This is a genomic window from Paraburkholderia sp. PGU19, from assembly GCF_013426915.1.
Classification (GTDB): domain Bacteria; phylum Pseudomonadota; class Gammaproteobacteria; order Burkholderiales; family Burkholderiaceae; genus Paraburkholderia.
In genome coordinates this window covers 2,548,919-2,561,533 of record NZ_AP023179.1, presented here as the reverse complement: position 1 = coordinate 2,561,533, position 12,615 = coordinate 2,548,919, and the positions used below count along the sequence as shown (strand labels likewise).

The window sequence follows — 12,615 nt, the reverse complement described above, 5'->3', positions numbered from 1 at the left end:
GCTGGTCCAGCGGTAAAGCGCCATGCGCGGCGCGCGCATCAAGGCGGGCGCAGCACGCGTACGGCAGAAAAATGGAGTCGAACGCGTATTATCCCTCATCCTGACAGTTGGCCCGCAATCCGCCGGACGGCATATTGACCTGCGTCGAAATAGCCGGATGACCGACCCCTTCAGGCGCTCGCGGCCATTGACAAAGGCTCCCGTATGAGTGCCCTTGGCCAGGTGGCCAATGCGGCGGTCTGGGGGCGCTTTGGCCGAAAAATTTCGGGAGGGCGGGGTTACAATGTCGCCCATGTCAGATCCCCGCTTCGTCCATCTCCGCGTTCACTCCGAATTCTCGATTGCCGATGGCATCGTGCGTATCGACGACGTCGTCGATTCCGCTGCCAAAGACGGTCAGGGCGCGCTCGCGCTTACCGATCTCGGCAATGCATTCGGCCTCGTCCGTTTCTATCAGGAAGCCCGTGGCAAAGGGGTCAAACCCATTGCCGGCTGCGACGTCTGGATCACGAATCCCGACGACCGCGACAAGCCTTCGCGACTTCTGCTGCTGGTCAAAAACAAGACTGGCTATCTGAATCTTTGCGAACTGCTGTCCAAGGCGTGGCTGACGAACCAGTATCGCGGGCGCGCGGAAGTGGAAACGCCGTGGCTCGAAGGCGGATTCGCCGAAGGGCTGCTCGCGCTGTCAGGCGCGCAGCATGGCGATGTCGGCATGGCGCTCGCGGCGGGCAATGAAGAAGCCGCAAGACGCAATGCGCAGCGCTGGGCGACGATCTTCCCGAACGGTTTCTATATCGAACTGCAGCGCGGCGGCCAGCTCGGCGCGGAGGCGTATGTGCAGCAGGCGGTTGCTCTGGCGGCGTCGCTGAAGCTGCCCGTGGTTGCCACGCATCCGCTGCAGTTCATGACGCCCGACGACTTCACCGCGCACGAAGCGCGCGTGTGTATTTCGGAAGGCGATATGCTCGCGAATCCGCGTCGCCAGAAGCGCTTCACGACTGACCAGTATTTCCGCACGCAAGCCGAGATGGTCGCGATGTTCGCCGACATTCCCTCGGCGGTGGCCAACACCATTGAAATCGCGAAGCGCTGCAATCTGACGCTCGAACTTGGCAAGCCCAAGCTGCCGCTGTTCCCGACGCCGGACGGCATGTCGCTCGACGACTACCTGGTGCAGTTGTCGAAGGAAGGCCTGGAAAAGCGCCTCGAGCAATTGTTCCCCGAGCAGGCCGAACGCGACGCGCAGCGCGAAACGTACTACGCGCGGCTCGACTTCGAATGCGGCACGATCATCAAGATGGGCTTTCCCGGCTACTTCCTGATCGTCGCGGACTTCATCAACTGGGCGAAGAACAATGGCGTGCCGGTAGGACCGGGCCGGGGCTCGGGCGCGGGTTCGCTGGTCGCGTACGCGCTCGGCATTACCGACCTCGATCCGCTGCGCTACAACCTGCTGTTCGAACGTTTTCTGAATCCGGAGCGGGTGTCGATGCCCGACTTCGACATCGACTTCTGTCAGCACGGCCGGGATCGCGTGATCCAGTACGTGAAGGAGAAGTACGGCGCGGACGCCGTGTCGCAGATCGCCACGTTCGGCACGATGGCCGCTAAGGCGGCCGTGCGTGATATCGGGCGTGTGCTCGATCTCGGTTATATGTTCACGGACGGCGTCGCAAAGCTGATTCCGTTCAAGCCCGGCAAGCACGTCACGATCGCCGACGCGATGAAGGAAGAGCCGCTGCTGCAGGAGCGCTTCGACAACGAAGACGAAGTGCATCAGCTGCTCGAACTCGCGCAGCGCGTAGAAGGCCTGACGCGAAACGTCGGCATGCACGCGGGTGGCGTGCTGATCGCGCCCGGCAAACTGACGGATTTCTGTCCGCTCTATACGCAGGGCGATGAAAGCGGCGTCGTGAGCCAGTACGACAAGGACGACGTCGAAGCCGTCGGCCTCGTGAAGTTCGACTTTTTGGGTCTGACCACGCTGACCATTCTCGACTGGGCCGAGCGCTACATTCGCCGTCTCGATCCGTCGAAGGAAAGCTGGTCGCTCGCGCAGGTGCCGCTCGACGACCCCGCGTCGTTCTCGATCCTCAAGAAAGCGAATACGGTCGCCGTGTTCCAGCTGGAAAGCCGCGGCATGCAAGGCATGCTGAAGGACGCGCAGCCCGACCGCTTCGAGGACATCATCGCGCTGGTGGCGTTGTATCGTCCGGGCCCGATGGACCTGATTCCGAGCTTCTGCGCGCGTAAGCACGGCCGCGAAGTGGTGGAGTATCCGGACCCGCGCGTCGAACCTGTTCTGAAAGAGACCTACGGCATCATGGTCTACCAGGAGCAGGTGATGCAGATGGCGCAGATCATCGGTGGCTACTCGCTGGGCGGCGCTGACTTGCTGCGTCGCGCGATGGGCAAGAAGAAGCCCGAGGAAATGGCGAAGCACCGCGAGATTTTCGCGGAAGGCGCCGCGAAGAACGGTCTGACACGCGAGAAGGCGGACGAAACCTTCGACTTGATGGAGAAGTTCGCGGGCTACGGCTTCAACAAGTCGCACGCGGCTGCCTATGCGCTGCTCGCGTACCACACCGCGTGGCTCAAGGCACACCATCCCGCCGAATTCATGGCGGCCAATATGTCGCTCGCGATGGACGACACGGACAAGGTCAAGATCCTGTTCGAAGACTGCCTCGCGAACAAGATGGCCGTGCTGCCGCCCGACATCAACATGTCCGCGTACCGCTTCGAGCCGGTCGCGGAAGCCGACGGCAAGCGTTCGCGCACGATCCGCTACGGTCTCGGCGCGATCAAGGGCAGTGGCCAGAACGCGATCGAAGAAATCCTGCGCGCGCGCGAAGAAGGTTTGTTCATCGATATCTTCGATTTCTGCAATCGGATCGATCGCCGTATCGTCAATCGCCGCACGATCGAAGCGCTGATTCGCGCAGGCGCGTTCGATTCCTTGCACGAAAACCGCGCGCAACTGATCGCGTCGGTGTCGCTCGCAATGGAAGCCGCGGATCAGGCGAGCGCCAACGCGATGCAAGCGGGCCTGTTCGACATGGGCGATGCGCCGTCGCAAGGCCATGAACTGATCGACGAACCCGCGTGGCCGGAAAAGCGCCGTCTGCAGGAAGAGAAGACGGCGCTCGGCTTCTACCTGTCGGGCCATCTGTTCGACGCCTACAAGGACGAAGTGCGCCGCTTCGTGCGTCAGAAGATCGGCGAACTGAAGGAAGGGCGCGACAAGCTGGTGGCGGGCGTGATCGTGTCGCTGCGTACGCAGATGACCCAGCGCGGCAAGATGCTGATCGCGCTGCTCGACGACGGCACAGGCCAGTGCGAAGTGACCGTCTTCAACGAACAATTCGAGGCGCACAAGCAGCTGTTCAAGGAAGACGAACTGCTCGTCGTACAAGGTCAGGCGCGCAACGACGCGTTCACGGGTGGCATCCGCTTTACCGTCGATACGCCGATGGACCTCGGCCGTGCGCGCACGCGTTACGCGCAGGCGGTGAAGGTGCAGATGAACGGCAATGCGAATGCGCTCGCGCTGCGCTCCGTGCTCGAAGCCTATCGCGCGAAGCCGGAAGACGCGGAAGTGGCCGCGCCGGCGCCCGCTGCACGAGGCGGCGGTCGTGGCGGCTTCGGCGGTGGCGGCGATTCGGGTGGGCGCTCGCAACGTCCATCCACGCCAATGCCGAACGGGCTTGCCGTGCAGATCGTCTATCGCAGCGACAACGCGGAAGGCGAGGTGCGGCTTGGCGATGCGTGGCGCGTGAGGCCGACGGACGAACTGCTCGCCGCGTTGCGCAGCGAGTTTTCGGGCAGCGCGATCGAGATTGTGTATTGACGCCAGTGACGGTGACGGGCGGGTGGTGTTAATTCACTGCACCCCTCGCGCTCAACGACCCGAAGCATCCTCGCGGCCGAGTTGCGCAAGCTTCAGAAACCGGTAATACACGGTTTCCGCATTGAACATCGCGATCATGAAACCCGCCCGGCCGTCGAGAAACCCACGCCGCAACAGATAGGTCCGCACGAACGCCCACGCGCCTCGTGCGACGGCCTTGCCAAAGCTGCCGCGTTGACCCGCTGCATGACGCTGTTGCGCGCCCGCCGTCGAATACGCGTCGAGCTTGCGCAGCACCGTCTCGAAGTCTTCGTACGAGTGGTGCATCAGTTTGCCTTCCAACCGCTTCGCGGGCGAATCGAACACGAGCCGCTCATGCACGAGGTCGTCGGAGAAGCGCGCGGCGCCGCGCTTGAAGAGGCGCGGAATCCAGTCGGGATACCAGCCGCTGTGGCGCACCCAATGTCCGCAGAAGGCGGACAGGCGGTCGAGGGCATAGACATCTGCGGCGGGCGCGGCGAGCACGCCCGCAATCGACACGGCCAGTTCCGGCGTGACGATCTCGTCAGCGTCGATCGACAGCACCCAGGTCGTACCGAGCGCATCCAGCGCGCGGTTCTTTTGCGGGCCGAAGCCTGGCCAATCGGTGTTCGTGAGCACGCGCGCGCCGTGTGAGCGGGCGATGTCGACGGTGCGGTCGGTGCTGCCGCTGTCGACGACGACGATCTCATCGGCGAATGCAACGGCGCGCAGGCATTCGTCGAGGCGGAGCGCGGCGTTCTTCGTGATGAGGGCGACGCCGAGTGTGGGTTGTGTCATGCGAATCGATGCCGGGAGGGACGGCGCACGGTCCGCCCAGCCTGCTGCCGCGGCACCGTCGCCCAACGAAAGTTGCGCAAGTATATACACAGCGGCGTACAGCGGTGCACGGAGGGAAGTCGGCCGACGGCAAGCGCCGACCCATGGCGCACGGGCACGCCAGGCCGTCTCGCCCGCGCCGCGCCGGGAAAATCTGCAAACGCGTGGATTTCCAATCATTTAGCCGCGTCGGGATGGCATGCCGAACGGTTTACAATGTCGCATTTGCAATCCGCCCGAGGGCGGCCCACGGGTGCCGTGAAGCGTGCCCGCATTCCCAGAGGAACTCTTGAGCGCCAAGCCAACGTTAAGCAAGCCCATCGGCTCCGGTGAAGCAACGTCGACGGTCGTCGTCCTGCGCCGGCTGTGGCCGTATGTGAAACCGCTCATCTGGACCGTTGTCGCCGCCATCCTCACGATGGGCGTCGTCGCCGCCACCGAGGCGGGAATTCCCGCACTGCTCAAGCCGCTGCTCGACCACGGCTTCGGCACGCACAGCAGCGACAGCGCGAAATGGTTCGTGCCGCTCGCCATAATCGGCCTCGCGCTGTTGCGTGGCGCCACGCAGTACGCGTCGGGCTACCTTCTTTCCTACGTGTCGAACCGCATCCTGCTGGATCTGCGGCTGACCATGTTCAACCGGATGATTCACAGCAGTGTTTCGTTCTTTCAGCGCGAAACGGCCAGCACGGTCATCAACGCGATCGTCTTCGAGGTCAACCAGATCCTGAACGTACTGATCGGCGTGATGGTGACGCTCGTGCGCGATTCGCTGACGGTCGTGTTCCTGCTCGGCTACCTGTTCTATCTGAACTGGCGCCTGACGCTGATCGTCGCGGTGCTGCTGCCGGGCATCGGCTGGCTGGTGGGCAAGATCAACCGCCGGCTGCGCCGCCTGAACCGCGAGCATCAGACGCTGACCAACGAGTTGTCCTATATCGTCGAGGAGACGGTGGGGGGCTACAAGGTCGTCAAGGTGCACAACGGCGAGCAATACGAGATCGACCGTTTCACGGAGATGAGCAAGCAGCTGCGCGGCTATTCGATGCGCATGACGGTATCGGGCGGCCTCGCGCAGCCGCTGACGCAATTTCTGGCGTCGATCGCGCTCGCTGTCGTGATCACGATTGCCGTCGTGCAGTCGTCGCACGATCAGACGACGGTCGGTGGGTTTGTCGCGTTCGTCACGTCGATGCTGCTGATCATTTCCCCGCTCAAGCATCTGATGGATGTGAATCAACCGTTGCAACGGGGGATGACGGCAGCCGAACTGATCTTCGGACTGATCGACGAGCCGTCGGAGCCGCCGGGCGGCGGGCTCAAGCTGGAGCGCTCGAAGGGCGAGGTCGAGTTCCGCGATGTGTCGTTCCAGTACGGCGCGACGGGTCCGATGCAGCGGCAAACGCTCGATAGCGTGTCGTTCAAGGTCGCGCCGGGCGAAATGGTCGCGCTGGCCGGCCCGTCGGGCAGCGGCAAGACGACGCTGGTGAACCTGCTGCCGCGCTTCTTCGATCCGAGCAGCGGGCAGGTGCTCGTCGACGGCGTCGCGTTGCCGGAGTATGGCATTCATGAATTGCGCAGCCAGATCGCGATGGTGAGCCAGGACGTCGTGCTGTTCAACGACACGATCGCGAACAACGTCGCCTATGGACAGCCCGCGGACCCGGAGCGCGTGAAGGCGGCCTTGCATGCGGCCAATCTGTGGGACACGGTGGCGGCGATGCCGAACGGCATCGATACGCTGATCGGCGACAACGGCATGATGCTGTCGGGCGGCCAGCGTCAGCGCCTCGCGATCGCGCGCGCGGTCTACAAGGACGCGCCCATCCTGATTCTCGACGAAGCCACGTCGGCGCTCGATTCCGAATCCGAACGCCACGTGCAGGCTGCGCTCGAAACGCTGATGAAGGGCCGCACGACGCTCGTGATCGCGCATCGGCTGTCGACCATCGAGCGTGCGGACCGCATCCTCGTGCTCGATGCGGGGCGCATCGCCGAGCGGGGCAGCCATCGCGAACTGCTCGCGCAGAACGGGCTGTACGCGCATCTGCATCGCATCCAGTTCCAGCAGCATGCGGCGTGACGGCCGCGTGACCCCACGATAGAACGCCCGCGCGGCCTGGCGCCGCACGCGGGCGCGCCCGCCGCTGCGATGCGTGCGATGCAGCCGGCGACCATTCAGACAGTTGGCATGATTCACATCTTCAACGGCTTTCACAATCCGAACGGCGGCAGCGAGCAGGAGGCACTGCGCCTGTACGAGCTACTGCGCGGTAAGGGCGACGTGCAGCTCTGGAGCACGTCGTCGCGGACGTCGGACGAACTGTCGGCGGCGTATCCGATCCGCCGGATCGCGCCGCTCAAGGCCAGCGTGCCGCGCGGCGGCACATATGTGTTCGTCGGCGCGCATTGGCGCAACCGCGTGTGGCCGTATTTCGCGGGCCGTCCCGAGCGGCTCGTGTATGTGTTCAACACGTTTCATCCGAAGCTGCTCGCGCTGACGTCGGCGCCGCCGCCGCTGTTGCGCTGGCCCGCGACCGAGTTCGTGCTGATTTCCGCGTTTCAGTCGCGGCTGCTCGGCGTGAAGGGTGAGATCCAGCCTTCGCCGATCGATATCGGACGCTTTGCGCCGCGCGTGCGTGACACGCGCGCGCAGCCCGTGATCGGCCGTCTGAGCCGCGATACGGCCGACAAACATCATCCCGACGACATCGCCGTGTACAGGACGCTCGCTGGGCGCGGCTGCAAGCTGCTGCTGCAAGGCGCGACGACGCTGGCAGGGGCGTTGCCGCAAGACGACGCGATCCGTCTGTTGCCCGAAGGCGCAATGGCCGCGCCGGACTTTCTGCACGAGCTCGATATCTTCTACTACCGTACGGGCGAGCACGTCGAGACGTTCGGCCGCGTGGTGCTCGAGGCGATGGCGTGCGGTTTGCCCGTCGTATGCCACCGGCACGGCGGCTACGCGGATGTCGTCCGGCATGGCGAGAACGGCTATCTGTTCGATACGTCTGAAGAAGCGCTGGCGATACTCGCTGAACTGATCGCGCAGCCGGCGTTGCGCGCAAAGATTGGTGCGGCCGCACGCAGGACGGTCGAGCAACTGTATTCCTCCGAGGCGCTCGACGCCCGCACCGCGTTCTATCTGCGCGGAGCCGCGCGATGACTTTCCGCGCCTTACGGCCGCTTGCATGGGGCGCAGGCGTGAAACCAAATCGCATGGCGGCCATGAGATGATGGCGAGGGCGTGACCCGTCGCCCGGGCACGGACGCAGGTAGAGGCAGGCAGGATCAGCAAGATCAACAAAAGGCACCGGCTGACGAAAACCGGGCCATCGACGCAGCGAGCCCTTGGTCCGAGGCTACGCGAGCGCACTTCGTCAATGAGAGTTGAAGCATACATGCAACACGCTACAAGAGATTCGTATCCCCTGATCCTTGCGCGAAGTTTCGCGCTCGTCGCGCTGTTTGCCGTGCCGTTGTCGACGGCTGGCGTCAATATCGCGGCGACGCTGTTTGCGGTGTGCGCGCTGCTGTCGCCCGAAGTGTGGCGCAACTGGCGCTCGCTTTTCACCGACCGCGTGAGCGTGGCGGCGCTGCTGCTCGCCGCCGTGCTGACGCTGAGCCTCGCGTGGACGACGGCGGATCGCATGCATGCGCTGGACTTCCTGATGAAGTACCGCAAGCTGATCTATCTGCCGCTGCTGATGCTGACGTTCCGCGATTGCCGCACCACCGCGTGGACGACGGTTGCGAAGTGGGCGCTGTTCAGCGCGTTGACGCTATTGTTGCTGCTGTCATGCTCGAATTACTTCGGCTGGACGTCCATTGGCCCGTGGCACTCGAATACCGATCCGATCCGCAGGGCATGGGTCTTCAAGGACCATATCGCTGCTGGCATCATGATGGCGCTGCTGTTCTACCTGGCGCTGAACTTCGCGAAGCAGGCGCGCGCGCGGGCCGCGAAGATGGCGTTCTATGTCGTCGCGCTGCTGGCCATCGTCAACGTGCTGTTGATGATGCAGGGGCGCACGGGGCAGATCATCGCGATTCTCTTCATCTTGATTTACGTCGTGACGTACTTTAAGTCCCTGCGCGGCGTGAAGCCGTGGGTGCGGTGGGGCAGCGGCATCGTGCTGGTGGCCATTGCGGGCGGTCTCGTGTACGCGGCGCTGCATTCGCATAGCTCGCGGCTCGCGGAAACGAACGACGAGATCAGCGCATACGAAACGTCGAACAAGAACACGTCGATGGGCGTGCGCATTGTGTTCTACCGGCGCAGCCTCGAATTAATGGCCGAGCGCCCGATTATCGGTCACGGCGTGGGCACGGTGCAGGAAGAGTTCGACGCGTACGCGCGCAACAACACGGGCGCCGCTGCAGCCACGGCGGGCAATCCGCACAATGAATTTCTGCTCATGGGCATTCAGCTGGGCGCTGTCGGCATTGCGCTATTCGTGTTCCTGCTCGTGCAGATCGGTCGGACCGCGATCGAATTGCGCGAGCCAGCGCGCACGATCGTGTTCGCTTATCTGTTCGCTTTTACGATCGGCTGCTTTGCGAATTCGCTGTTGCTCAACTTTACCGAAGGCAATCTGTTTATCTTCCTCATCGGCATTTTCTTGAGTTGTCGTAGAGGCACGCCTTCGCAGGCGGAAGAGCGCCTGGACGGGTAAGACGAGTTCGACCTGGTTCAGACGCCGCTCGTCACCAGCGACAGCACCGACAGATCCGGATGCGTCCCTTCGACGATGCTCTTGCCGACGTGCACGGCTTCATAGGTCGCGTCGTCGAGTGTCTTGAACGACTCTTCGCCGTCCGCGTGAAACGTCACCGTGTGGCCCGGCAATTTCGGGTCGGCGCCGGGGTGGCAGACATAGCCGATATACGTGTATCGCTCGCCGCCGTCTTTCAGCGATGGCGCGACGTGAATCTCGAAGCCTTCATAGTCGACTTTTTGCCAGTTCAGGGTTGCGGCCTCGTCGGGCATGATTGCCTCCGTGCGGGCGGCGCGTCGGCGGCCTGACGATGATGGTCGACGTCGACGCTTGCCGTGTGTCGTGCGCCGCAGCGCGCGGCGCTATCGAGATAGCGTGGAAAGGGGATTCAGTGCCGGTGGCGCAGGCGCTCCCACCAGCGATGCCCGTCGTAACGGCCCGGTATTCCATCGCGGATGTGATGCACGTGATGCTCGCGCCGCAACTGATGCGACAGCAGCGTCGCGATGACCGCCAGCACGACAATGCCGACCACGATGCCAACCATTGATTCAGCCATGGCTGCCTCCGTCTATTGCAACTGCATATCGAAAGTCTAGCTGATTTGCCGGGACAGGGCGGCGGGCGGTTTCGTCATGCGCCCTACACCTTCGGAACACCGCGCGCGATCAATCTCTGTAACCTCTACACGGAAGTCATTGAAATTTCGTATGGCTTCGCGATGCGGATTGCATTGAGGAGTCAGTTTTCGTCGTCGGAAAGCAGCGCTTCGAGGCCGAAAAGCCATGCGATGCTGAAGGTCAGAAGGCTTGGCGCAGAGTGCTTCGGTAACGCACTTTCCGCGCGTGACGCTTGGCGGTAAAGCCCGTCGTAGCAGGGGTTAGGTAGAGCTGTCTGATCGTCGTTGTATTCGTATTGTTCGGAGCGCATGGCGCCTCCCGCGTGCGGTGTGATCCTCTAACAGCAAACGGCGTGCCATCAGAGGTGCGCGGGAGAGGGGGGCGAATTACATCAGCACAATATCGTACTGCTCCTGACTCAGATTCGACTCAACCTGCAGCGAAACCGGCTTGCCGATGAAATCCATCAGCATGGCCAGATGTTGCGATTCTTCTTCGAGAAACAGATCGATCACCTGCTGCGACGCGACCACGCGAAACTCACGTGGATTGAACTGGCGCGACTCACGCAGAATTTCCCGCAGCACGTCATAGCACACGGTACGCGCCGTCTTCACCTGCCCCTTGCCCTGGCAAATAGGGCACGGCTCGCACAGCACATGCGCAAGCGACTCACGCGTGCGCTTTCTCGTCATCTCGACCAACCCGAGCTGCGAGAACCCGTTGACCGTTACGCGCGTGCGGTCGCGCGAAAGTGCCTTCTTCAGTTCGTTGAGCACCTGATCGCGATGCTCGACGTTCTCCATATCGATGAAGTCGATGATGATCACGCCGCCCAGATTGCGCAGCCGCAACTGACGCGCGATCGTATGCGCTGCTTCGAGATTGGTCTTGAAGATCGTGTCGTCGAAGTTGCGCGCGCCGACGTAGCCGCCCGTGTTCACGTCGATGGTCGTCATCGCCTCGGTCTGGTCGATCACCAGATAGCCGCCCGACTTCAGATCAACACGTCTTGACAGCGCGCGCTGGATTTCCGTCTCGATGTTGTACAGATCGAAGAGGGGACGCTCGCCCGTGTAGTGATGCAGCTTCGACGACACAGCGGGCGTGAACTCGGCCGCGAATTCCGCGAGCATCTGATACGTCTCGCGCGAATCCACCTGAATACGCGTGGTCTCGTCATTGACGAAATCGCGCAGCACGCGCTGCGCGAGATTCAAGTCCTGATAAAGCAGGCTCGTGGGCGGCATGCGCTGCCCCTGCGAAAGTATCGTCGCCCATGTCTTGCGCAGATACGCAACGTCACCCGCCAGTTCTTCGCTCGTCGCGTCTTCTGCGATGGTGCGCACGATGTATCCGCCTTTCTCGTCGACGGGCAACACCGACGTCAGCCGCGCACGCACGGCCTCGCGCTCGGCTTCGCTTTCGATCTTTTGCGAAATGCCGATATGCGGTTCCTGCGGCAGATAGACGAGCGTGCGCCCCGCAATGCTCACCTGCGTGGACAGCCGCGCGCCTTTCGTGCCGATCGGGTCCTTGACGACCTGGACCATCAGCGTTTGCCCTTCGAAGACGATTTTCTCAATGGGCTGATGCGGCACCTGCTGTTGCGTTTCGCCCGCGAGCCGCGGATGCCAGATATCGGCAACGTGCAGAAACGCGGCGCGTTCCAGACCGATATCGATAAACGCGGACTGCATGCCCGGCAGCACGCGCACTACCTTGCCGAGATAGACATTGCCGACGCGCCCGCGCGACAGCGTGCGCTCGACGTGAAGCTCCTGCACTGCGCCCTGCTGGACCAACGCTACGCGCGTCTCCTGTGGCGTAACGTTAATCAGGATTTCTTCGTTCATGGTGTTGTTTTAGAAGTCGATGCGCGCCGCACGTAGAAGGGCAGCGGTTTCAAACAATGGCAAACCCATGATACCTGAATAGGACCCGTCGATATGCTCGATAAACTCCGCCACGCGCCCTTGAATGCCATACGCACCCGCCTTGCCGAGCGGCTCGCCGCTTGCTGCGTAGCGGCGCAGTGCGTCGATTTGCACTGCAGCAAAGCGCACTCGCGATACCGATAGCGCGGGCGCGAGCAATTCGCCATGTGCATCGACGACGGCCACGGAGGTCAGCACTTCATGATCGCGGCCCGCGAGCCGCATGAGCATGGCGACGGCGTCGTCTGCATCGATCGGCTTGCCGAGAATCGCATCGTCGATCGTGACGGTTGTGTCGGCAACCAGAATGGGCGCATTCGCGTGGCCGCCCGCGACGAGCCGCGCGCGCGCCGCATGCGCTTTCGCGATGCACACGCGCATCACGTAGTCGTGCGCGCGCTCGCCGGGCAACTCGGCTTCGAGTGCTTCAGCGTCTTCATCGGGGCGCGGCAGCAGCAGTTCGAAGCGCACGCCCAGTTGCGTGAGCAACTCCTGGCGGCGCGGGCTTTGCGACGCGAGATAGACGAACGGAAAGACAGCGGACTGATTGGACATGGATCGGCTTCAAGAAACGGGAGACGCGGCTCGGCAAAGGCGCAAGCCGACGAAAGCGTTGAGCGTAACAGATG

At 62.9% G+C, this 12,615-nt stretch carries 10 protein-coding genes; 4 read left to right on the top strand and 6 right to left on the bottom strand.

The annotated features are described in order from the left end of the window. The first annotated feature begins 283 nt into the window (after positions 1–283). Positions 284–3,853, top strand: coding sequence for a DNA polymerase III subunit alpha (gene dnaE, locus H1204_RS11695; RefSeq protein WP_180728430.1), 3,570 nt, complete (start codon positions 284–286; stop codon positions 3,851–3,853). A gap of 51 nt (positions 3,854–3,904) precedes the next feature. Here dnaE and H1204_RS11690 read toward each other — a convergent pair whose 3' ends face one another. Then, complete coding sequence (locus H1204_RS11690; protein WP_180728429.1) at positions 3,905–4,672, bottom strand: glycosyltransferase family 2 protein; 768 nt, start codon at positions 4,670–4,672, stop codon at positions 3,905–3,907. 328 nt (positions 4,673–5,000) lie between these two features. Between H1204_RS11690 and msbA the strand changes: the two genes are divergently transcribed. From msbA to H1204_RS11675, 3 genes are all read left to right on the top strand, one after another. Further along, on the top strand, positions 5,001–6,794 hold the full coding sequence (msbA, locus tag H1204_RS11685) for a lipid A export permease/ATP-binding protein MsbA (protein WP_180728428.1): 1,794 nt from the start codon (positions 5,001–5,003) through the stop codon (positions 6,792–6,794). Positions 6,795–6,902: 108 nt separating this feature from the next. Next, on the top strand, positions 6,903–7,877 hold the full coding sequence (locus H1204_RS11680) for a glycosyltransferase family 4 protein (protein ID WP_243468479.1): 975 nt from the start codon (positions 6,903–6,905) through the stop codon (positions 7,875–7,877). Positions 7,878–8,112: 235 nt separating this feature from the next. After that, positions 8,113–9,387 (top strand): O-antigen ligase family protein, encoded by a 1,275-nt coding sequence (locus H1204_RS11675; RefSeq protein ID WP_180728426.1) that lies wholly within the window; start codon positions 8,113–8,115, stop codon positions 9,385–9,387. A 17-nt stretch (positions 9,388–9,404) separates the two neighbouring features. Here the strand turns inward: H1204_RS11675 and H1204_RS11670 are convergent, their stop codons facing one another. The 5 genes from H1204_RS11670 to H1204_RS11650 form a co-directional block, all read right to left on the bottom strand. Further along, positions 9,405–9,701 (bottom strand): hypothetical protein, encoded by a 297-nt coding sequence (locus H1204_RS11670; RefSeq protein ID WP_180728425.1) that lies wholly within the window; start codon positions 9,699–9,701, stop codon positions 9,405–9,407. Between the two features lie 116 nt (positions 9,702–9,817). After that, a complete protein-coding gene (locus H1204_RS11665) occupies positions 9,818–9,988 on the bottom strand; it encodes a hypothetical protein (protein ID WP_180728424.1) in 171 nt (56 codons plus the stop codon). A gap of 182 nt (positions 9,989–10,170) precedes the next feature. Then, positions 10,171–10,359, bottom strand: a complete 189-nt coding sequence (locus H1204_RS11660; protein WP_180728423.1) for a hypothetical protein — start codon at positions 10,357–10,359, stop codon at positions 10,171–10,173. A gap of 76 nt (positions 10,360–10,435) precedes the next feature. Next, complete coding sequence (gene rng, locus H1204_RS11655) at positions 10,436–11,905, bottom strand: ribonuclease G (RefSeq protein ID WP_180728422.1); 1,470 nt, start codon at positions 11,903–11,905, stop codon at positions 10,436–10,438. A gap of 9 nt (positions 11,906–11,914) precedes the next feature. Then, positions 11,915–12,541, bottom strand: coding sequence for a Maf family protein (locus tag H1204_RS11650; protein WP_180728421.1), 627 nt, complete (start codon positions 12,539–12,541; stop codon positions 11,915–11,917). Positions 12,542–12,615 lie beyond the last annotated feature (74 nt).